This is a genomic window from Nocardioides sp. CCNWLW216 (assembly GCF_037120545.1).
Taxonomy (GTDB): domain Bacteria; phylum Actinomycetota; class Actinomycetes; order Propionibacteriales; family Nocardioidaceae; genus Nocardioides; species Nocardioides lianchengensis.
On sequence record NZ_JBBBBJ010000001.1, the window covers coordinates 118,777 to 138,813 of the forward strand.

The following is a 20,037-nucleotide window of genomic DNA, read 5'->3' on the forward strand; positions in this document are numbered from 1 at the left end:
CTCACGCCGACTCGGCGGGATTGCTTGGGGACTACTTGGACTTGCGGGCCCGGCTGGCCATCTTGGCGCGCTCGTTCTGGTCGAGGACGACCTTGCGGATGCGGACCGACTCGGGGGTGACCTCGACGCACTCGTCGTCGCGGCAGAACTCCAGGCACTGCTCCAGGCTCAGCTTGCGCGGCGGGATCAGCTTCTCGAAGTTGTCGGAGGTGGCGGACCGGATGTTGGTCTGCTGCTTCTCCTTGGTGATGTTGACGTCCATGTCGTCGGCGCGGGAGTTCTCGCCGACGATCATGCCCTCGTAGACCTCGGTGGTCGGCTCGACGAACATCACGCCGCGCTCCTGCAGCGACGTCATGGCGTACGCCGTCGCCGCGCCCTTGCGGTCCGCGACCAGGGAGCCGTTGGTCCGCGAGCGGATCTCGCCGGCCCACGGCTCGTAGCCCTCGGAGATGCCGTGCGCGATGCCGGTGCCGCGGGTGTCGGTGAGGAACTGGGTGCGGAAGCCGATCAGGCCACGGGCGGGGACCAGGAACTCCATGCGCACCCAGCCGGTGCCGTGGTTGGTCATCTGCTCCATGCGGCCCTTGCGGGAGGCGAGCAGCTCGGTGATCGTGCCGAGGTACTCCTCGGGGGCGTCGATGGTCAGGCGCTCGAACGGCTCGTGGACCTTGCCGTTCACCTCCTTGGTGACCACCTGGGGCTTGCCGACGGTCAGCTCGAAGCCCTCGCGGCGCATCTGCTCGACCAGGATGGCCAGCGCCAGCTCGCCGCGGCCCTGCACCTCCCAGGCGTCGGGGCGCTCGGTCGGGAGGATGCGCAGCGAGACGTTGCCGATCAGCTCGCTGTCGAGGCGGTCCTTGACCAGGCGGGCCGTGACCTTGCCGCCCTTGACCTTGCCGACCAGCGGCGAGGTGTTGGTGCCGATGGTCATCGAGATGGCCGGCTCGTCGACGTGGATGAGCGGCAGCGCGACCGGGTTCTCGACGTCGGCGAGGGTCTCGCCGATGGTGATGTCGGGGATGCCGGCGATGGCGACGATGTCGCCGGGGCCGGCCGACTCGCCGGGCTTGCGCTCGAGGCCCTCGGTGACGAGGAGCTCGGTGATCCGGACGTTCTTGACCTCGCCGTCGCGGCGGATCCAGGCGACCGTCTGGCCCTTCTTCAGGTTGCCCTGCTTGATGCGCAGCAGCGCCAGGCGACCGAGGAACGGCGAGGAGTCGAGGTTGGTGACGTGGGCCTGCAGCGGCGCACCCTCGTCGTACGTCGGCGCAGGGATCGTCTCGAGGATCGTCTTGAACAGCGGCTCGAGGTCGCTGCCCTCCGGCATGGTGCCGTTCTCGGGCGCGGTCAGGCTGGCGATGCCGGCGCGACCCGAGGCGTAGACGACCGGGAAGTCGAGCGCGTCCTGGCTGTGCGACTCGTCGAGCAGGTCCATGAAGAGCTCGTAGGTCTCGTCGACGACCTCGGAGATCCGGGCGTCGCCACGGTCGGTCTTGTTGACGACCAGGATCACCGGCATGTCGGCGTTGAGCGCCTTGCGCAGCACGAAGCGGGTCTGGGGGAGCGGGCCCTCGGACGCGTCGACCAGGAGCACGATGCCGTCGACCATGGACAGGCCGCGCTCGACCTCGCCACCGAAGTCGGCGTGGCCGGGGGTGTCGATGATGTTGATGACCATCGGCTGGCCGCCGCCGGCCGGACCCTCGTAGTGCACCGCGGTGTTCTTCGCGAGGATCGTGATGCCCTTCTCGCGCTCGAGGTCACCGGAGTCCATCACGCGCTCGGCGACGCTCTCGGCCTGGTGCGCGGTGAACGCGCCGGCCTGGCGCAGCATCGCGTCGACGAGGGTGGTCTTGCCGTGGTCGACGTGCGCGACGATGGCGACGTTGCGGAGGTCAGTGCGCTGGGTGTTTCCAGACATGGCGGTACGACGTCACTTCCGGTGGGGTACGAGGACCCGAGCGGGCCTCGTCGAGTCTACCGGCGCCGCGTCGCTCCCGCCGATTCAGCGAGCGTCGCCGGCGGTGAACAGCGCCGTGATCTCGGGCACCTCGAGCCGCGCGTACGGCGCGAGGGCCGCGGCCAGCGTCCCGTCCGGCCAGTAGCGGCCCTCGTGCTCGACGCCGCCGTCGGTGAACGTCCAGCGCCAGATCCCACCGGAGCGGCTCACCGTGGTGCGGTGCCGCGGCGGCTCGACCGGGTCCAGCCCCCGGGTCGCCCGCCAGGTCGCGCCCAGGCGGGCGACCAGGGTGGTCTCCGCGAGCGGTCCCGGCGGTCGGAAGGTGCCCAGCCCCCGCCGGTCGCCGGCCTCGTCGACCGTCGAGACGCGGGACCAGTGCTGGTCGGCGGTGACGACGTACGTCGTGCCGTCCGCCCCCACCAGCCGGCAGTACGACGGCGCGTGCACCTCGATCCGCCCGCCCAGTGCGGCCACGGCCGCGACCGCCTCCGCGCTGAGCAGCCGCCGGGTGGTGGTCGCGGCCTTCGCGCGGGCCCGGTCGTCCTCGGCCTGCCAGCCACGGCGCCAGCCCTCGCGCTGCAGCGCGTCCTTCGCCGGCAGCCGGCCCGCGGCTAGCGACTCCAGCAGCAGCTCGGCCGGCGCCCCGGCCCAGTAGTCGAAGTAGATCCCGGTCGCGCCGAGGTCGGCCAGGGTCCGCTCGGCCTCGCGCAGCACGCGCATCTGGCCGTCGTACATGCCGACCCAGTCGCCGCCGCGGCCGCCGAGGCGCACCACCCACGTGGCCGATCCGGCCACGGAGACGCCGGGCGTCAGGTGCGCCAGGAAGGCACCCAGCGTCGTCTCGCCGGGGACGTCGAGCGTGCGCTCGTGCGACTCCGTGTCGTCGCCCATGGCCACGCTGTCCCGGTCCACCGTCACCTTCACGCTCCTATGGTGGAGGACATGCCCCGGATCGCCACGAAGGACCGCGTCGACCGCGACCAGCTGCTGGAGTTCGTCCGGCCCCGGCACCGGATGCTGCTGGTGACCACCAAGCAGGACGGCTCGCCGCAGGTCTCGCCGGTCACCGGCGGGGTCGACGCCGACGGGCGGGTCGTCGTGTCGACGTACCCCGACCGCGCCAAGGTGACCAACCTGCGCCGCCGACCGGCCGCCACCGTGCTGGTCCTCTCCGACGAGTGGGACGACGCCTGGGTGCAGCTCGACGGCACCGCCGAGGTCCTCGACATGCCGGACCCGGCCGCCGAGGACGGGCTGGTCGAGTACTTCCGCTGCATCTCCGGCGAGCACCCCGACTGGGACGACTACCGCGCGGCGATGCGTCGCCAGGGCAAGTCGCTGCTGCGGATCTCGGTCGACTCGTGGGGCCCGATCGCCACCGGCGGCTTCCCGCCGGACCGCGCCCCGGCCTAGACAGCAGCCCTCGCGGCCGGTGCGCCCGGCTTACCCTGGATCGGTGTTCGGATTCGGGGGGATCCGCCGCGCGGTCGGCGCGGCTGCGGCAGGCCTGGTGGCCGCTGCCCTCCTCGTCGCGCCCGCGGCGCAGGCCGACCCGGAGACCGACCCGCCCGAGAACGTCCTCCCGCCCGCCATCACCGGCCCGGCCCGGCCGGGCGGGACGCTGCGCTGCTCGCCCGGGACCTGGCTCGACGAGCCGACCCTGACCACCGCCTGGCGGACCGGAGCGACCCCGCTCGGGGAGGGCGCGTCGTACGTCGTGCGGAGCGCGGACGTCGGTGCCGTCGTCGTCTGCACCGTGCGCGCGGAGAACCCGGGCGGCGTGTCGACCGCCAGCTCCTCGCCGGTCACCGTCACCGCCCCGCCGCGGACCCCGTCCGCTCCGCCGGCGCCGAGCACCGCCTGCACCGGCACGCCGTACGTGCAGGCGGCCGGGGGTGTCCTGTGGACCCGGCGCCGCACCGTCGCGATCCGGGTCGCGACGCCGGCCGGCACCACCGCGGTCGAGATCGCGAGCAACCCCGAGTTCTGGGGCGCCCAGCGGCGCCGGCTCGACGCGCGCTGCACCTATCGCTGGACGCTCGCCGACCTCCCGGACGGCACGCCGCAGCGCATCTACGTGCGCTTCCCCGGCGCCACCGCGCCGACCACCGTCTCCGACGTCCTCCGGTACGACGTCAGCCCGCCCCGGGTGACCAAGGCGCACGCGCGCTGGAGCAACCGCCGCGGCGGCTGGGTGCTGCGGACCCGGGCGCGCGATGTGGGGGCCGGCGTCGCCTCGTTCGAGACCGCCCGGCGCAACGGCACGGTCCGTCGGGCCCACCGCCTGGGCCGCACGGTCGTCAGCTGGGACCGGTCGGTCCTGGAGCGGGTCCGGTTCACCGACCGGCTCGGCAACCGCAGCGGCTGGGTGCGGGTCCGCTTCCTGTCCTGAGCCGTCGACGGCCTTGCCGCTGTCGGTGGTCGAGCGGAGGGTGGAGCCATGAGGTGCTCCTTCCTGCCGCCCTACCTGCTCCGCCGGCTCGCCGACACCGTCGGCCCGGCGCCCTACCGGCTGACCCTGGTGGAGGACGGGCGGATCCGCTCGTTGCGGGCCGCCGCGCCGTTCCCCCCAGACACCGGCGTAGCGCCCTGGACGGTGTACGACGCCGGCGGGGCCACCGCGCTCCCGGGCGACCCGGTGCGCGCGGCCGGGCAGGCCGCCACGGGCGACGCCGCGGTCGACGAGGCGGCGGACGGGGTGGCGGCGGCGCTCGCGCTCTTCGCCGAGGTCTACGGGCGGTCGTCGTACGACGGGGAGGGAGCGCCGGTCTCGCTGACCGTCCACTACGGCGAGGGCTACGCCAACGCGTTCTGGGACGGCCGCCAGCTGGTCTTCGGCGACGGCGACGGCCGGGTCTTCGACCGGTTCACCAAGCCGGTCGACGTGCTCGGCCACGAGCTCGCCCACGCCGTCACCGAGCACACGGCCGGCCTGGTCTACGAGGGCCAATCGGGGGCGCTCAACGAGTCGGTCTCCGACGTCTTCGCCGCCTGCCTGCGCCAGCGGCTGCTCGACCAGACCGCCGACCGGGCCGACTGGCTGATCGGGGTCGGGCTCTTCCTCCCGGGGGTGGCGGCCCGGGGGCTGCGCGACATGGCCGCACCCGGCACCGCCTACGACGATCCGCTGCTCGGGCAGGACCCCCAGCCGGGCCACCTCGACGACTACGTGGAGACGACCGACGACAACGGCGGCGTGCACGTGAACTCCGGGATCCCCAACCGGGCTTTCCAGCTGGCCGCGACCGCGATCGGCGGTCGCACCTGGGAGGGCGCCGGCCGGATCTGGTACGACGCGCTCACCGGCGGCCGGGTCGATCCGCGGGCCGACTTCGCCTCCTTCGCGGCGGCCACCGTCGCCGCTGCGGGCGAGCACGCCGACGCGGTCCGCGCGGCCTGGGCCGGGGTCGGGGTGACGGCCTCGGGACCGGTCGCCGCGGTCCGTCGTACCGGCGGGTTCGCGGGGCGGACGGCCGCCGGCCGGCTCGACCTGGACTCGTCCGACGCGCGGTGCGCCGAGGTGCGCGACCTGCTCGGCCGGGTCGACCTGGGGGCGGTCCCCGGCGGCGCGCCGCGGCCCGACATGTTCGTCTACGAGTTCGACCTCCCCGGCGGCACCGCGCGGGTGCCGGAGCAGGGGCTCACCCCCGAGCTGCGCCGCCTGGCCCAGCTCCTGCTGGACGCCTAGTCCGCGGCCAGCGCCCGGTCGAGGGCCGCCGCCACGTGCAGGGTGGTCGCCGGGAAGACGGGTACGTCGACGTCCGCCTGCCGGATGAGCAGCTCCAGCTCGGTGCAGCCGAGCACCACCCCGCCGGCGCCGGCGTCCCACAACTCCTCGATCACCGAGACGACGGTGCGCCGCGAGGCGGTCTCGACCCGCCCGTGGACGAGCTCGTCGTAGATGATCCGGTTGACCTCGTCGTGGCGGGAGGGGTCCGGCACGCGCACGGTCAGCCCGCGGGCCGCCAGCCGGTCGGTGAAGAACGGTCGTGACATGGCGAAGGTGGTGCCGACGAAGCCGATCGACCGGACGCCCGCCTCGTCGGCGGCGTCGGCGAGCACGTCGGCGAGGTGGAGCAGCGGGATCCCGACCGCCTCGGCCACCTGGTCGGCGACCAGGTGGAACGTCGTGGTGCACAGCAGCAGGAAGTCGGCGCCGGCGCGCTCGACCCCCTGGGCGGCGGTGGTGAGCAGGGCGGCGACGTCGTCCCAGCGCTCGGCCTCCTGCAGCGCGGTCACCTCCGCGAAGTCCACGGAGGAGAGGACCGTCCGGGCCGAGCTCAGCGGGCTCACCCGCTGCTCGACGCCACGGTTGAGGGCTTCGTAGTAGGCCGCCGAGCTCTCCCAGCTCAGCCCGCCCACGAGTCCGATGGTCTGCACGCTCAGCAGTCTGTCATCTCGAGCACGGTGCGGTTGAGGATCCAGAGGGTGCGGGCCAGGTCCTCGGGGGAGGGTCGGCCGGACTCGGCGGCGAGCCACTGACCCGTCACCCGGGCGACCCCGCCCACGACGTACGAGACGGCGACCTCGCCGGCGTCGGGGTAGCGCTCCCGCAGCCGGCCCTCGAGCCAGTCCTGGAAGGCGGCCTGGACCTGGGCGTAGACGGTCGGGTGCGCGGCGAGGCAGGCGTACTCCTGCCGCTCGCCGTCGAGCCGGGCCAGCGCGGCCGCGAGCACCTCGGGCACGTCGGCGGTGCTGCAGACGCCCGCGCGGGCCTGGTCGAGCCGGTGCCGGATGGTCGCGCCGAGCAGGTCCTCGGGGGAGGAGAAGTGCTGGTAGAAGGTCGGCCGGCTGATCCCGGCCCGGGTGCACAGGCCCCGGATCGTCAGCTCGCCCCAGAGGCCTTCGTCGAGGACGTCCTCGACGGCCTCGACCAGGGCGGCACGGCTGCGGGTCACGCGCGCGTCCGTGCTCGGGGTCCCCACGGGCCTCACCCTCTCACGCCCCCATCGGACGACAATAACTTACACATGTAATATATGCGCCGTGCTCAACGTCCCGCTGCGCCCGGTGACGGCCCCGGGGCGGGGCATCCGCTCGACCCTGCTGCCGGCGGTCGCGGAGACGGCCCTGGTGCTGGCCCTCTTCGGCCTCTACAACCTCGGCCGCCTCGTCGCGAAGGGTCGCCTGCACACCGCCGACGACCACGCCCGCTCGCTGCTCGACGCCGAGGGTGTGCTCCGGCTGCCGGCCGAGGCCGCGCTCCAGCAGTGGGCGCTCGGCGTCCCGCACCTCGTCGGCCTGGCTGACCGCTACTACCTGCTGCACTTCCCGATCACCGTCGGCGTCCTGGTCTGGCTCTACGCGCGCCACCGACCGGGCTACCGCTGGGCCCGCCGGTCGCTGGTGCTCGCGACCGCCGTCGCGATGCTCGTGCACATCTGGGTCCCGATGACGCCGCCGCGGCTGCTCGCCGGCCTCGGCATGATCGACACCGGAGCCGTCGGCGGCAACAGCGCGTACGGCGGTTCGCCGGTCTCCGAGCTCGCCAACGAGTACGCCGCCATGCCCAGCCTGCACGTCGGCTGGGCCGTGCTGCTGGCCGTCGTCCTGGTGCGCACCGGGCGGTCCCGCCTGCGCTGGCTGTGGGTGCTGCACCCGATCGTCACGCTGCTGGTCGTCGTGGTGACCGCCAACCACTACTGGCTCGACGCCGCCGCCGGTACGGCGATCGTGCTCGGCGCGCTGGCGCTGATGGCCCGGGTCCGGTGCCCCCGACCTCGCGCCGGGTCAGCAGCAGTGGTGGGGGGCGGCGGCCCGACAGGGGGGGTGACGGGCCCCCCCCGAATGTGTCGCGCGGGGGCGGGGGGGGGGGGCCCCCCCCCGGGGCCGCGGCCGCCGCGGGGGGGGCCCCCCCCCCCCCCGGGGGGGGGGGGCCCCCCCCCGCCACTTCTGCTGACTCGAGGCTGTGCGGATGCGGCGCCTTCACCGCGTCGGCCCTCCGCAGGCTCAGGGCTGGCGATGCACCTTGTGCTGGGCGGCCTGGGCGCGGGGACGGAGCACGAGCTCGTCGATGTTCACGTGCGGGGGGCGGGTCACCATCCAGGAGATCGCGTCGGCGACGTCCTCGGCGGTGAGCGGCTCGGCGACGCCGGCGTACACCGCGTCGGCCTTCTCCTGGTCACCCTCGAACCGGACCAGGGCGAACTCGTCGGTCTTCACCATCCCGGGCGCGATCTCCATGACCCGCACCGGCTGGTCCCACAGCTCCAGGCGCAGGGTCTCGGTGACGACCTGGGTGCCGTGCTTGGCCGCGGTGTAGCCGGCGCCGCCCTCGTAGGCGATCCGGCCGGCGGTCGAGCCGACGTTCAGGATCGCGCCGGCACCGCTGGCGAGCAGGGCGGGCAGCAGCGCCCGGGTGACCTGCATCAGCCCGATCACGTTGACCTCGTACATCCGGCGCCACTCGTCGCTGTCGGCCGCCGCGACCGGCGACCCGCCGAACGCGCCGCCGGCGTTGTTGACCAGGACGTCGAGGCGGTCGCCCACGGTCGCGGCGAGCGCGGCGACCGACTCCTCGGACGTCACGTCGCACACGACCGGCGTCCCTCCGATCTCGGCGGCCAGCCCGGTCACCCGGTCCTCGCGGCGGGCGGCGCAGTAGACGTGGAAGCCCTGGGCGGCCAGGGCGCGGGCGGTGGCCGCCCCGATCCCGCTGCTGGCCCCGGTCACGACGGCGGTACGACGAGAGGTCATGGCGTCATTCTGGTCGGCCGCGCCGGCCGATGGCACACTGGCCCGTCGTCGCGCACCACCCGATCGGAGGACCCTGCATGGACCCGCGCACCCTGGCCCGTCTCTGCGGGACGCTGGGCGGGCTGGCCTGGGTGCTGCGCTGGGTCCTCGACGCGCAGGGGACGAGCGAGACCGTCGTCGGGTCGACGTACGGCGCGGGCCTGGCGCTGCTGGCGATCGGGCTCGCCGGTGCCGGGGCGGGGCTGGCCGGGGCGGCCTGGCTGCGGGTGCTGGTGGCGGTGTGTTTCCCGGTGCTGGCGTGGGCCGTGCTGATGGTGCTGCACGAGGCGGGCGACGAGGTCCGGGTCGACGGGATCCTGGGCGTGCTGGCGGTGCTGGTCTGGGTACCCCTGCTGAGGCGCGCGCGGCGCCGGTCCCGGCTCGGGACGCACGCCGCCTGAGCGTCAGGGAATCGACGGGGACCCGGCGTGGTTGCGGTCCTGGAGCATCAGCAGGAGAGGGGGACGACGTGGGACAGGTCCGGCGACTGGCCATGATCAGCCTGCACACCTCCCCGCTCGACCAGCCCGGCACGGGCGACGCGGGCGGCATGAACGTCTACGTCATCGAGCTGGCCAAGCGGCTAGCCGCGCAGGGCATCGAGATCGACATCTTCACGCGAGCCACCAGCTCGGCGCTGGAGCCGGTGGTGTCGGCCGTCGACGGCGTCGCCGTCCACCACGTGCACGCGGGCCCGTTCGAGGGCCTGACCAAGGCCGAGCTGCCGGGCCAGCTGTGCGTCTTCGCCCGCGAGGTGCTGCGCGCCGAGGCCTCCCGCCCGGTCGGCTACTACGACGCCGTGCACTCCCACTACTGGCTCTCGGGCCAGGTGGGCGCGCTGGCCCGCGACCGCTGGGGCGTGCCGCTCGTGCACTCGATGCACACCATGGCCAAGGTCAAGAACGCCGCGCTCGCCGACGGCGACACCCCCGAGCCGTCCGCGCGGATCATCGGCGAGGAGCAGGTCGTCGAGGCCGCCGACATGCTGATCGCCAACACCGACCTCGAGGCCCGCCAGCTCGTCGGGCTGTACGACGCCGACCCGGCCCGCGTCGAGGTCGTGCACCCCGGCGTCGACCTCGGGCTCTTCCGCCCGCTCGACCGGGCCGCGACCCGGGCGGAGCTGGGCCTGCCCGCCGACGCCGACGTGCTGCTCTTCGCCGGGCGGATCCAGCCGCTGAAGGGGCCCGACGTGCTGCTGCGGGCCGTGGCGGTGCTGCTGGAGCGCTCACCGGGCCTGCGCGGCCGGCTCGTCGTACCCGTCGTCGGCGGGCCGTCCGGCAGCGGCCTGGACCGGCCCGAGTCGCTGGCCGCGCTGGCCGGCGAGCTGGGCCTGGACGACGTCGTCCGGTTCGTGCCGCCGGTGAGCCAGGCCGACCTGGCCCGCTGGTACGCCGCGGCCACCGCGGTCGCCGTCCCGTCGTACAACGAGTCGTTCGGGCTGGTGGCCGCCGAGGCGCAGGCCGCCGGGACCCCCGTCGTCGCGGCGGCCGTCGGCGGCCTGACGACCGTCGTCCGCGACCGGCACAGCGGGCTCCTGGTCGACGGCCACGACGCCGAGGACTGGGCCAGCGCCCTGGGTCGGATCGTCGACGACCCCGGGCTGCGCGTGCGCCTGGAGGCGGGCGCGCTGGAGCAGGCCCGCCAGTTCTCGTGGGAGGCCACCGCCGCGCGCACGCTCGAGGTCTACGAGCGGGCCCGGCTCGCGATGCGCGAGTCGGTCGGATGACGGACCTGGCGCAGGTCGTCCGCGACCACCTCGCCGACGCGGGGATCGAGCACGAGGAGACCGCTCCCGGCCTCTTCTCACTCTCGCTGCCGGGCGAGAAGAAGCTGCAGACCGCCGTACGCCTCGACCTGGGGGAGCACGCCCTCGGGGTGCACGCGTTCGTCTGCCGCAAGCCCGACGAGAACCACGAGCGGGTCTACCGCTGGCTCCTCGAGCGCAACCTGAGGATGTACGCCGTCTCCTTCGCGGTCGACCGGCTCGGCGACATCTACCTCGACGCGCGACTGCCGCTCGCGGCGGTCACGCCCGACGAGCTCGACCGGATCCTCGGCTCGGTGCTCACCTACGCCGACGAGTCGTTCAACGCGATCCTCGAGCTCGGCTTCGCCTCCTCGATCCGCAAGGAGTGGGAGTGGCGCAAGCTGCGCGGCGAGCCCACGAAGAACCTCGAGGCGTTCCGCGGCTGGCTGGAGTCAGGCGGCGAGCCCGACGGCTAGCCGTGTCGGTCGAGTCCTGGTCGAGCTGAGCGTCATCAGGCGCGTGCGCAGGCAAGGCGCCGTCGCATAGGCATACCGGGGTTGTCTGACGAGCGGCGGCAACGCAGCCGGCGTGCGTGCCTGGTGTCGCTCAGCCGGCTAGGAGTCGATCGCCACGGCTAGGAGAGCGACGGCGGCCGGTAGCGCCTGCACCAGCAGGATGCGAGCGCTGACCGTGAGGGCGCCGTACACCCCGGCGACGACGACGCAGCCCAGGAAGAACACCTGCACGTCCGTGCGGTCCGCGACCAGTCCCCACACCAGGCCGGCGACCAGGAAGCCGTTGTAGAGGCCCTGGTTGGCGGCCAGCACCTTGCTCGCCTCGGCGAACTCCACGTCGTTGCCGAAGGTACGACGACCCAGGGGCTTGGTCCACAGGAACATCTCGAGGACCAGGAAGTAGAGGTGCAGTGCGGCCACCAGGCCGACCAGGACGCTCGCGACGACGTTCACCCGCTGAGCATGGCAGGTCTCCCGGTCCGATCGGCCCAGAAACCGATCTAGACGGCTGGATGGAATCCGCGATGCCCGGGAAAAGAGGGGGCTGACCCAATTATCGTTTCGTCCCGTATCGGAAGGGCCGCTCGAGGCGCCCGGGATCGACGACCTCGTGAGCGAGCCAGCAGGAGATGACCGCGTGGACCGGCTGTTCGACCTGAGCCTGGCTGAACGACGCTCGTGGTGCCTGGCCTGGCAGCTCCCGGTCCTCGTGCTCACGATCGCGCTCGACGTCTCCCTGGCGCTCGCCGCTCCGGACGTGCTCCTCAGCGCCGGCGTGCTGCTCGGCTCGGGTCTGGTCCTCGTGGTCTCGGTGGTCGCGCTGTGGATGCCGGTCCGTTGGCTGTACCTGGTGCCGGTCCTCGACATCGTGGCGATCGCCTCCACCCGCTCCGAGACCGCCGACCGGATCGCCGGCACCAACACCTCGGCCCTGGTGCCGATCATCTGCCTCGGATTCTGCTTCGGCCGGGCCGGCCTGGTCGGCGCTGTCCTGGGCGCCTGCCTGGTGTCGAGCTCGTGGTACCTGCGGACCGGGACGCTGCCCGAGGTCGGCACCGAATGGATCTCTCTCCTGGCGTTGCCGGCGATCGCGCTCGCGCTGGGCTTCATCGGGTTCGCGTCGTCCAGCCTGATGGATCGTCAGCGCCAGGCGCTCGACCAGCAGGCCGCTGACCGGGACGCGCTGCTGCGCCAGGTGCGCCGCGAGCTCGACATCCGCCAAGCGGTCCTCGACAGCGTCCACGTCGCCGTTGCCTTCTTCACTCCCGAGGGGAAGCTGCTCTTCGCCAATCGTCCGGCTGTCGAGGCCGCCTCGCACGCCGGCGTCGATGTCCGCGGTCCGTCGTACCGGGCGAGCCTGGTCTGGCGGGCCGACGGCCTGCTGGCGGTTCCCTACGAGGAGCAGCCCCTGAGGTTGGCTCTGCGCGGTGAGGAGTTCGCCCCCGAGCTCCTGTGGACCGGTCCGGAGGACGAGCGGGTCGCATCGTTGATGTCAGCGCGTCAGGTGACGACCCAGCACGGCGAGCGGCTGGGCGTCGTCGTCGTCTCCGACGAGGTCACTGAGCTGGTCGAGGCGGTGCGAATTCGTGAGGAGTTCCTCGCGACCCTCTCCCACGAGCTGCGGACCCCCCTGAACGGCATGCTCGGCTTCCTCGACATGCTCGTCGAGGACCTGGGCGGCGACCCGACGCACGGCAACGCGGTGCGCACCGTCCGCGACAGCGCGCTCCGCCTCTCCGAGCGGATCAGCCAGCTGCTCATGGCCAGCTCGGCGGGCCGGATGGTCGTCGAGCGCAACGAGGTGCAGGTGGCCGACCTCGTCGGCGCCGAGCTGGCGCGGCAGGCCCCGCACGCCGAGAACCGGGGCGTGCTCCTCGAGGGCCGGCTGGACCCGGTGATCGCCTCGCTGGACCCGCACCTGTTCGGGCTGGTGGTCCAGAACCTGCTCTCCAACGCACTCAAGCACACGCCGCCGGGCGGGACCACCCGGGTCGAGCTGCGAGCCGTCGGCGGGGTCGAGCTGGTCGTCAGCGACACGGGGTCGGGCATGCGCGGCCACGAGCGGGAGCGGGCCTTCGACGCGTTCTACCGGGCCGCCTCCGCGCGCCGGGACGCGGTCCAGGGCGTCGGTCTCGGGCTGACCATCGTCCGCGCCGTCGTCGAGGCGCACGGCGGCGAGTGCGTCCTCACCTCCGACCGCGCGGCCGGCACGACGGTCACCGTGCGGATCCCGCCGGGCGGCGGCGCGCCGGCCCTCGGCGAGTCGTAGCTACGCCGGCGCGGGCCGGTCGACCGGGCGCGGCTTGCGGCGCGCGACCGCGACCCCGACCAGGGCGAGCACGCCGCCGGCGTACGCCATCGTCGGCGGCGCCTCGTCGAGGAGCAGCAGGCCGAGCACGATGGTCAGCGGCGGCACCAGGTAGGTGGTGATCCCGAGGCTGCTGGCGCTCATGTGGCGCAGGGCGTAGGCGTACGTCGTGAAGGCGATCGCCGTCGGGAACACCCCGAGGTAGACCACCCACAGGATCGACGACGTGGGTGCGTCGGCGGCCTGATCGAGGAGCTGGCCCGCGAAGGGCAGGCAGACGATCGCGCCGACGGTGCAGGCCAACCAGGTGATCTGGACCGCCGGCAGCCGCGCGACCAGGGGCTTCTGCAGCACCACGCTGACCGAGTAGACCACCGCCGAGATCAGGCAGAGCACGACGCCGAGCAGGTCGCGATCGCTGCCGTCGGAGGTCGACAGCCCGATCAGCGCGACGCCCCCGAACGCGAGGGCCAGCCCGAGGCCCACCCAGACCGTGAACCGCTCGCCCAGGAAGAGGGTCGCGAGCAGCGCGATCAGCACCGGGGAGACCTGGATCAGCATCGCGGCCGTGCCGGCGTCGACCCGTCGCTCGCCCTCGTTGAGGGCGACGTTGTAGATCCCGAACCAGAGCACCCCGATGGTCACGATCGTCACCCACTGCCGCCCGCTCGGGCGGGGCAGGCCGCGTGGCAGCGCCACCGCGGCCAGGCACAGCGAGCCGACCAGCAGCCGTCCCAGCGAGAGGGCGCCGGCCGAGAAGTCCTGGCCGAGGTGGCGGATCGCGACGAACGCCGAGGCCCAGAAGACCAGCGTCACCGCGACCGCCGCCACCGGGAGCCAGGTGGGCGGAGCGCTGGGCGCCGGGGGAGAGGTGGGGGCCGGGGAGGGCGCGGTGCTCGTCACCGGCTCAGCGTAGGGACACCCACCGACGGTCGACACGCGGTTTTCGGACGCCGTTGCGCGAGATCCCGCCACCGGTGGGTACGGGCCTGCTCATGGACCTGCTCACCGGCTGCTGGGCCGCGGTCACGTCCGCGGTGACCGGGCTCGACGAGGCGGCGTTCGGGCGTCGTACCCGCACCGCCGAGTGGGACGTGCGGGAGCTGCTGTTCCACCAGCTGCTCGACGCCCAGCGCGCCCTGGTGGCGCTGGCGTCCCCGGCCGCCGGGCCGGCCGACGTCGACGCGGTGACCTACTGGGCGTCGTTCCACCCCGACCGCGGCGACGGCGGTACGGCGCACGCGCGGTTCGTGAAGCGCGCGGCCGCGGCGTACGACGGCGCGACCGGCCTGGTCGACCAGTGGAGCAGCACCTCGGCCGCGGCGGCGCGGGCGGCCGCGGCCGCCGACCCCGGGGCACTGGTCACCACGCAGGGCCACGTGCTCACGGTCGCCGACCTGGTCTCCACGCTGGTGGTCGAGGCCACGGTCCACCTGCTCGACCTGGACATCGGCGCGACCCCGCCGCCCGGAGCGCTCGCGCACACCCGCAGCGTCCTCGAGGCGTCGTACGGCGGGCCGCTGCCGGCGGCGTGGGACGACGTCGAGGCGGTGCTGCGGGGCACGGGGCGGCTGCCCAGCGACGACCCGCGGCTGCCGGTGCTGGGGTGAGGTCGGAGGTCAGATCTCGACATGCCCGTCGCCGCTTCGTTCCTCAGCGGCGGGGCTGCTCGATCCGGCGGCCCCACGCCCCGCGCTCGTTCCTCGCGCGCGGCTGGGCCGCCGGCGCGCTCGACCTGTGACTCCTGCGTCGTCAGAGGTCGAGCTTGTAGCCCAGGCCACGGACGGTGACCAGGAACTTCGGCTCGCCCGGGTCCGGCTCGAGCTTGGCCCGCAGCCGCTTCACGTGGACGTCGAGGGTCTTGGTGTCGCCGACGTAGTCGGAGCCCCAGACCCGGTCGATGAGCTGGCCGCGCGTCAGCACCCGGCCGGGGTTGCGCAGGAACATCTCCAGCAGCTCGAACTCCTTGAGCGGCAGCCGCTGCTCGTTCCCGTCGACCGTCACGACGTGCCGCTCGACGTCCATCCGCACCGGACCCGCCTCGAGGGTGGCCGGAGCCAGGTCGGGCTCGGTCCCGCGGCGGAGCACGGCGCGGATCCGGGCGACCAGCTCGCGCGGGGAGTAGGGCTTGGTGACGTAGTCGTCGGCGCCCAGCTCGAGGCCGACGACCTTGTCGACCTCGTCGTCCTTGGCGCTGACCATGATCACCGGCACGCTCGACGTCTGCCGGATCTGCCGGCACACCTCGGTGCCGGGCAGGCCGGGCAGCATCAGGTCGAGCAGCACGATGTCGGCACCGTTGCGGTCGAACTCGGTCAGTGCGGAGTTGCCGTCGGCCGCGATGGCGACCTCGAACCCCTCCTTGCGCAGCATGTAGGCGAGTGCCTCGCTGTAGCTCTCTTCGTCCTCGACGACGAGTACCCGGGTCACGGGCGTTCCTCCTGCTTCGTGTCTTCTCTCGGGGTTGCCCCGAAGTACTGGGGGAGGGTCAGGGTGAACGTAGACCCCTGGCCCTCGACTGACCACACCCGGACTTCTCCGCCGTGCGTGGCCGCGACGTGCTTGACGATGGACAGGCCGAGCCCGGTGCCACCCGTGGAGCGGTGGCGGGCCGGGTCGACGCGGTAGAAGCGCTCGAAGATCCGGTCGATCTCGTCGGACGGGATGCCGATGCCCTGGTCCACGACCGAGATCTCGACCGAGCCCTCGTCGACCTTGGTGGTGACCAGGACCGTGGAGTCGCTCTCGGAGTACGACACCGCGTTCGCGACCAGGTTGCTGACCGCCGCGGTCACCTGCTCCTCGTTGCCGTAGACCTGCAGGCCCGGCGTGCCGCCGGTGAGGATCTCGATGCGCTTGGAGCCGGCGTCGATGGCGCTGGTGTCGACCGCGACCGCGATGACGTCGTCGAGGGCGACCGCCGCCGGCGTCTCCAGCGGATCGTCGGCCTGCAGCCGCGACAGCTCGATGATCTGCTGGACCAGCTGGGCGAGCCGGTCGCTCTCGATGTGCATCCGGTCGGCGAACCGCTTGACCGCCGCCGGATCCTCGGACGCGTCGTGCATGGCCTCCGCGAGCAGCCGGATCGCGCCGACCGGCGTCTTCAGCTCGTGGCTCACGTTGGCCACGAAGTCGCGGCGTACGGCCTCGACGCGGCGCTCGCGGGTGCGGTCCTCGACCAGGGCCAGGACCAGGCGCGAGCCCAGCGGGGCGACGCGGGCGGTGACGTGACGCGAGGGGACGCCCGGGCGCGACATGACCAGCTCGGTCTCGCGGATCTGGCCGTCGCGGCGGACCTGGCGGACCAGCTCGGCGAGGTCGTCGGCCACCAGGCGGGTGCCGCGCACCAGGCCCAGGGCGTACGCCGGCGCCGAGGCCTTCAGCACCACGTCGGCGTCGTCGACCACGACCGCGCTGCTGCGCAGCACCGACAGCACGGTGGCGACGCCCGCCGGCACGACCGGCTCCTCGTGGACCGGGAGCTGGTGCTGCTGGCGGTCGCTGACGGCCCACGCAAGCACGGCTCCTCCTGCCACCACGGCACCGATGACCGCGGCGAGGAACGCCTGCATCGTCGGGTCCACGGCGGCAAGAGTACGGCGGGATTCACCTGGAGTTCGCCTCCCGGGCACCGGCTTCCGAGTGTTCACCACCCGTTCACGCGTCCACCCCGTGCGGTCACTCGGGCCCCGTAGGGTCCTGGTCATGCGTGATGTGTTCCATGAGCAGCTCGACTCCGTCTTCGGCGACCTCGCCACCATCTGCGGCGAGGTCGAGCAGGCGGTCCGGCTCGCGACCGAGGCCCTGCTGACCGGCGACGCCGAGATCGCCGAGCGGGTGATCAGCGCCGACGTCGAGATCGACCGGGCCCGCGAGCGGGTCGAGGAGACCGCGTTCGAGCTGCTCTCCCTCCAGCAGCCGGTGGCCGGCGACCTGCGGGTCGTGGTCGCCACGCTGCGGATGGTGACCGAGCTGGAGCGGATGGGCGACCTGTCCGTCCACGTCGCCAAGATCGCCCGCCTCCGGACGCCGTTCGTGGCCGTCCCCGACGAGGTCCGGCCCACCGTCTCCCGGATGGCCGAGGTCGCCGAGGAGATGGTCTCCAAGGTCTCCCGGATCATCACCGCCCGCGACGTCCAGGCCGCGATCGCCCTCGGCCGCGCCGACGAGGAGATGGACCGGCTCCGTCGTACCTCCTTCGCCGAGCTGCTCGCCGACGACTGGACCCACGGCGTCGAGGCCGCGGTCGACGTCGCCCTGCTCGGCCGCTACTACGAGCGCATCGCCGACCACGCCGTCTCGGTCGCCAACCGGGTCGTCTTCGTCGTCACCGGGGAGAACCCGCGGGCCGTCGGGGCCTGACCCGGGCTGGTCCGGGCTGCTCCGGGGTCGCCGCCGCGGCCCGCAAAGGTTCATCGGCTAGCCGATGAAACTCATCCCCGGACGACAAAGGTTCATCGTCCAGGCGTGAGCTTCATCGGCTAGCCGATGAAACTTTGCGGCGCCCCGCCGAGCCCGCTCAGCGACCCTGGTTGGCCACCGCCGCGGCGGCGGCAGCAGCGGCCTCGGGGTCGAGGTAGGTCCCGCCCTTGACGACCGGGACCAGCTCGTCGTCGAGCTCGTAGCGCAGCGGCATGCCGGTGGGGATGTTCAGGCCGGCGATGTCCTCGTCGCTGATGCCGTCGAGGTGCTTGACGAGCGCGCGGAGGCTGTTGCCGTGGGCGGCGACGAGCACCACCTTGCCGGCGCGCAGGTCGGGGACGATGTCGGACTCCCAGTACGGCAGGAAGCGCGCGATGACGTCCTTGAGGCACTCGGTGCGGGGGAGGTCGTCGCCGAGGTCGGCGTACTGCGGGAACCCGGCCTGGGAGAACTCGTCGTCGTCGGCCAGCGGCGGCGGGGGTACGTCGAAGGAGCGGCGCCAGAGCATGAACTGCTCCTCGCCGTACTGCTCCAGCGTCTGCTTCTTGTCCTTGCCCTGCAGGGCGCCGTAGTGGCGCTCGTTGAGGCGCCAGGAGCGCTTGACCGGGATCCAGTGGCGGTCGGCGGCGTCGAGCGCGAGGGCGGCGGTGTTGATCGCGCGGCGCTGCAGGGAGGTATGGACGACGTCCGGGAGCAGGTCGGCCGCCAACAGCTGCTCACCGCCGCGGGCGGCCTCGGCCCGACCCTTGTCGGTCAGGGCCACGTCGACCCAGCCGGTGAACAGGTTCTTGGCGTTCCACTCGCTCTCGCCGTGGCGGAGCAGGATCAGCGTCGACGTCATCAGTGACCACCCTCGTGCTCGGCGTACTCGCAGCTGTACGCCGGGTCCTCGGACTCGGCGCCCTCCCCGGTGGAGGTGTCGAAGCCCGCGAACTCGTCGCAGTTGGTGACGACCGGCACCTCGAGGGCCACCGACTCGCCGTTGTCGAGGTCGAGGCTGAGATTCAGAACGTCGCCGGCGGCGAAGCTGCCCTCGACGTGGACCTCCTCGTCGGCCAGGTTGACGTAGCCGGACGCCGGGACCTCGATCGGGTCGAACTCGGCGGTGAGGCCCTCGCCCACGACGCTGGTCAGCGAGATCGGCTCGTCGTCGTTGTTGGCCAGTCCGGCGACGAGCGTGCCACGGTCGTCCTGCCCGGCCACCACGACGGCGGCGAGTACGTCGACCCGCGCGTCGCGGTTGTTCGTGCCCGCGGCCGGGTCGTAGGGCTGGTCCGTGGCGTAGTTGAAGCCGCAGGAGCTCAGGACGGGGGCGGTGATCGCCGTGGCGCACACGGCGAGCGCGATCTTGCGGCGGAGCAGCATCTGGGAGGCCTCACGGGAGAGCGGCACGAACGGCCACAGCCTAGCGTCGAGCCTCAGCTGAGCCCCACGTAGGTGCCGGTCACGGCCAGGCCGACGACGACCAGCGCGGTGTAGACCGAGGCGACCGCGAGCAGCCGGCTCGCGCCGAGTCGCAGCCCCAGCCGCAGCGGCAGGTAGGTCCAGCCGTCGGCGTGGTCGGGGACGAGGCCCCACAGCGCCCGCAGGAAGTGGATCCCGACGCCGAGCAGGGCCGCCAGTGCGACCATCGCCGGCTCGGGCGGGTCGCCGACGGCCTCGCCGCCCCAACCGCCGTACGAGAGGTAGCCCGGGAGCAGGGCGTACGACGCCGCCCAGGGCAGCCAGGACAGGACGCCCTCGCGGAGCACCAGGTTGCCGAGCAGCCCGATGGCCACCGACGCGAGGTAGAGGCAGCCCGCGGTGATGCCGGTCGCGATCGAGAGCGGGACGAGGAGCAGCACGCCACAGATCAGCGCGAACCAGACCGTGCCGGGGTCGAGCCGGCCCTGGGCGATCGGCTTGCCGGGCAGGTCGTGCCGCCGGTCGCGCTCGCGGTCGACGATGTCGTTGTGCCAGCCCAGGATCGTCTGGCCCACCAGCACGGTCGCCAGCACGACCAGCACCTCCCGGGTCGGCCGGCCGGCCAGAGCGGCGGCCGCGGCCACGCCGACCGCGGTCAGCAGGGCCTGGCGCGGATGGGCGGCGCGGAGCAGCAGGACCGGCGTGAGGTACGACGGGGCCGCGCTCGGCCCGGGCGTCTCCGCCGGGGCCGCCCCGGTCGTCGACCCGGGGGCCGGATCGGGCGTCGGGACCTGCTCCACGGTGGTCACGGGCTCGTCGGCAGCGCTGCTCGCGGGCTCGGTCGGCATGCGGTGCAGTATCGACCACGGGGCCGTCCCGAACGGCCCGAACACCCCCGTTCACCAGCGGTTTTCCGCGTCGGGAGGGTCCTCAGCGACCC

General features: G+C 73.3%; 22 protein-coding genes and 1 pseudogene. 10 read left to right on the top strand and 13 right to left on the bottom strand.

The genetic code is table 11. The annotated features are described in order from the left end of the window. Positions 1-31: 31 nt before the first annotated feature. The gene (gene typA / locus V7S47_RS00480; protein WP_090860693.1) at positions 32-1,924 is read right to left on the bottom strand and encodes a translational GTPase TypA; all 1,893 of its coding nucleotides are present in this window, start codon (positions 1,922-1,924) and stop codon (positions 32-34) included. Positions 1,925-2,008: 84 nt separating this feature from the next. Continuing rightward, positions 2,009-2,887 carry a hypothetical protein gene (locus V7S47_RS00485; RefSeq protein ID WP_336559784.1) on the bottom strand — a complete coding sequence of 293 codons (879 nt, stop codon included), beginning with the start codon at positions 2,885-2,887 and terminating at the stop codon, positions 2,009-2,011. A gap of 18 nt (positions 2,888-2,905) precedes the next feature. On the opposite strand from V7S47_RS00485, the gene V7S47_RS00490 reads away from it, so the two are divergent. From V7S47_RS00490 to V7S47_RS00500, 3 genes are read left to right on the top strand one after another with little or no spacing between them, the layout of a single operon-like run. Then, positions 2,906-3,376, top strand: coding sequence for a PPOX class F420-dependent oxidoreductase (locus V7S47_RS00490; protein WP_336559785.1), 471 nt, complete (start codon positions 2,906-2,908; stop codon positions 3,374-3,376). 43 nt (positions 3,377-3,419) lie between these two features. Then, positions 3,420-4,355 (top strand): hypothetical protein, encoded by a 936-nt coding sequence (locus V7S47_RS00495; protein ID WP_336559786.1) that lies wholly within the window; start codon positions 3,420-3,422, stop codon positions 4,353-4,355. 48 nt (positions 4,356-4,403) lie between these two features. After that, a complete protein-coding gene (locus tag V7S47_RS00500) occupies positions 4,404-5,651 on the top strand; it encodes a protealysin inhibitor emfourin (protein ID WP_336559787.1) in 1,248 nt (415 codons plus the stop codon). Here the strand turns inward: V7S47_RS00500 and V7S47_RS00505 are convergent. The 3 genes from V7S47_RS00505 to V7S47_RS00515 are packed head-to-tail and all read right to left on the bottom strand — an operon-like array spanning position 5,648 to position 7,231. Next, the gene (locus V7S47_RS00505; protein WP_336559788.1) at positions 5,648-6,343 is read right to left on the bottom strand and encodes an aspartate/glutamate racemase family protein; all 696 of its coding nucleotides are present in this window, start codon (positions 6,341-6,343) and stop codon (positions 5,648-5,650) included. The two genes, V7S47_RS00500 and V7S47_RS00505, sit on opposite strands and share 4 nt — an antisense overlap. Before the next feature lie 2 nt (positions 6,344-6,345). Further along, positions 6,346-6,861, bottom strand: coding sequence for a TetR/AcrR family transcriptional regulator (locus V7S47_RS00510; protein ID WP_336559789.1), 516 nt, complete (start codon positions 6,859-6,861; stop codon positions 6,346-6,348). A gap of 40 nt (positions 6,862-6,901) precedes the next feature. Next, complete coding sequence (locus V7S47_RS00515) at positions 6,902-7,231, bottom strand: hypothetical protein (protein ID WP_336559790.1); 330 nt, start codon at positions 7,229-7,231, stop codon at positions 6,902-6,904. Here V7S47_RS00515 and V7S47_RS25665 point away from each other — a divergent pair. Further along, positions 7,139-7,597, top strand: a pseudogene (locus V7S47_RS25665) (phosphatase PAP2 family protein); the annotation flags it as partial. The gene V7S47_RS00515 and the pseudogene V7S47_RS25665 overlap by 93 nt on opposite strands. Before the next feature lie 315 nt (positions 7,598-7,912). Here V7S47_RS25665 and V7S47_RS00525 read toward each other — a convergent pair. Then, a complete protein-coding gene (locus V7S47_RS00525; RefSeq protein WP_336559792.1) occupies positions 7,913-8,659 on the bottom strand; it encodes an SDR family oxidoreductase in 747 nt (248 codons plus the stop codon). Positions 8,660-8,736: 77 nt separating this feature from the next. Here V7S47_RS00525 and V7S47_RS00530 point away from each other — a divergent pair, with 77 nt between their 5' ends. From V7S47_RS00530 to V7S47_RS00540, 3 genes are all read left to right on the top strand, one after another. Then, entirely contained in the window at positions 8,737-9,099 is a 363-nt protein-coding gene (locus tag V7S47_RS00530; protein WP_336559793.1) for a hypothetical protein, read from the top strand. Between the two features lie 68 nt (positions 9,100-9,167). Continuing rightward, positions 9,168-10,427, top strand: a complete 1,260-nt coding sequence (gene mshA, locus V7S47_RS00535; RefSeq protein WP_442945322.1) for a D-inositol-3-phosphate glycosyltransferase — start codon at positions 9,168-9,170, stop codon at positions 10,425-10,427. Then, positions 10,424-10,924: a YbjN domain-containing protein gene (locus tag V7S47_RS00540; protein ID WP_336559794.1), complete on the top strand. Its 501-nt coding sequence runs from the start codon at positions 10,424-10,426 to the stop codon at positions 10,922-10,924. The genes mshA and V7S47_RS00540 overlap by 4 nt, the downstream gene beginning before the upstream one ends. 138 nt (positions 10,925-11,062) lie before the next feature. On the opposite strand, the gene V7S47_RS00545 is transcribed toward V7S47_RS00540, so the two are convergent. Next, positions 11,063-11,416 (bottom strand): DUF1304 domain-containing protein, encoded by a 354-nt coding sequence (locus V7S47_RS00545; protein ID WP_090860684.1) that lies wholly within the window; start codon positions 11,414-11,416, stop codon positions 11,063-11,065. A gap of 184 nt (positions 11,417-11,600) precedes the next feature. Here V7S47_RS00545 and V7S47_RS00550 point away from each other — a divergent pair, with 184 nt between their 5' ends. Then, positions 11,601-13,232 (top strand): sensor histidine kinase, encoded by a 1,632-nt coding sequence (locus tag V7S47_RS00550; protein WP_336559795.1) that lies wholly within the window; start codon positions 11,601-11,603, stop codon positions 13,230-13,232. Here V7S47_RS00550 and V7S47_RS00555 read toward each other — a convergent pair whose 3' ends face one another. Further along, positions 13,233-14,174, bottom strand: a complete 942-nt coding sequence (locus V7S47_RS00555; protein ID WP_336559796.1) for a DMT family transporter — start codon at positions 14,172-14,174, stop codon at positions 13,233-13,235. Positions 14,175-14,266: 92 nt separating this feature from the next. Between V7S47_RS00555 and V7S47_RS00560 the strand changes: the two genes are divergently transcribed. Continuing rightward, complete coding sequence (locus tag V7S47_RS00560) at positions 14,267-14,881, top strand: maleylpyruvate isomerase N-terminal domain-containing protein (RefSeq protein WP_336559797.1); 615 nt, start codon at positions 14,267-14,269, stop codon at positions 14,879-14,881. Positions 14,882-15,023: 142 nt separating this feature from the next. Here V7S47_RS00560 and V7S47_RS00565 read toward each other — a convergent pair whose 3' ends face one another. Both V7S47_RS00565 and V7S47_RS00570 read right to left on the bottom strand, forming a co-directional pair. Continuing rightward, complete coding sequence (locus V7S47_RS00565; RefSeq protein WP_090860681.1) at positions 15,024-15,701, bottom strand: response regulator transcription factor; 678 nt, start codon at positions 15,699-15,701, stop codon at positions 15,024-15,026. After that, positions 15,698-16,855 (bottom strand): sensor histidine kinase, encoded by a 1,158-nt coding sequence (locus tag V7S47_RS00570; protein ID WP_336559798.1) that lies wholly within the window; start codon positions 16,853-16,855, stop codon positions 15,698-15,700. Before V7S47_RS00570 ends, V7S47_RS00565 begins: the two co-directional genes overlap by 4 nt. 121 nt (positions 16,856-16,976) lie before the next feature. On the opposite strand from V7S47_RS00570, the gene phoU reads away from it, so the two are divergent. Continuing rightward, on the top strand, positions 16,977-17,633 hold the full coding sequence (gene phoU / locus V7S47_RS00575) for a phosphate signaling complex protein PhoU (protein ID WP_336559799.1): 657 nt from the start codon (positions 16,977-16,979) through the stop codon (positions 17,631-17,633). 157 nt (positions 17,634-17,790) lie between these two features. On the opposite strand, the gene V7S47_RS00580 is transcribed toward phoU, so the two are convergent. The 3 genes from V7S47_RS00580 to V7S47_RS00590 are packed head-to-tail and all read right to left on the bottom strand — an operon-like array spanning position 17,791 to position 19,945. Further along, complete coding sequence (locus V7S47_RS00580; RefSeq protein WP_336559800.1) at positions 17,791-18,534, bottom strand: phosphoglyceromutase; 744 nt, start codon at positions 18,532-18,534, stop codon at positions 17,791-17,793. Beyond that, entirely contained in the window at positions 18,534-19,085 is a 552-nt protein-coding gene (locus V7S47_RS00585; RefSeq protein WP_336559801.1) for a hypothetical protein, read from the bottom strand. The genes V7S47_RS00580 and V7S47_RS00585 overlap by 1 nt, the downstream gene beginning before the upstream one ends. Positions 19,086-19,111: 26 nt before the next feature. Then, positions 19,112-19,945: a UbiA family prenyltransferase gene (locus V7S47_RS00590; protein WP_336559802.1), complete on the bottom strand. Its 834-nt coding sequence runs from the start codon at positions 19,943-19,945 to the stop codon at positions 19,112-19,114. Positions 19,946-20,037 lie beyond the last annotated feature (92 nt).

Coding starts and splice junctions, on each gene's coding strand:
- typA (WP_090860693.1), bottom strand. CDS start 1,924: ATGTCTGGAAACACCCAGCGCACTGACCTCCGCAACGTCGCCATCGTC.
- V7S47_RS00490 (WP_336559785.1), top strand. CDS start 2,906: ATGCCCCGGATCGCCACGAAGGACCGCGTCGACCGCGACCAGCTGCTG.
- V7S47_RS00500 (WP_336559787.1), top strand. CDS start 4,404: ATGAGGTGCTCCTTCCTGCCGCCCTACCTGCTCCGCCGGCTCGCCGAC.
- V7S47_RS00525 (WP_336559792.1), bottom strand. CDS start 8,659: ATGACCTCTCGTCGTACCGCCGTCGTGACCGGGGCCAGCAGCGGGATC.
- V7S47_RS00530 (WP_336559793.1), top strand. CDS start 8,737: ATGGACCCGCGCACCCTGGCCCGTCTCTGCGGGACGCTGGGCGGGCTG.
- V7S47_RS00540 (WP_336559794.1), top strand. CDS start 10,424: ATGACGGACCTGGCGCAGGTCGTCCGCGACCACCTCGCCGACGCGGGG.
- V7S47_RS00560 (WP_336559797.1), top strand. CDS start 14,267: ATGGACCTGCTCACCGGCTGCTGGGCCGCGGTCACGTCCGCGGTGACC.
- phoU (WP_336559799.1), top strand. CDS start 16,977: ATGCGTGATGTGTTCCATGAGCAGCTCGACTCCGTCTTCGGCGACCTC.
- V7S47_RS00580 (WP_336559800.1), bottom strand. CDS start 18,534: ATGACGTCGACGCTGATCCTGCTCCGCCACGGCGAGAGCGAGTGGAAC.
- V7S47_RS00590 (WP_336559802.1), bottom strand. CDS start 19,945: ATGCCGACCGAGCCCGCGAGCAGCGCTGCCGACGAGCCCGTGACCACC.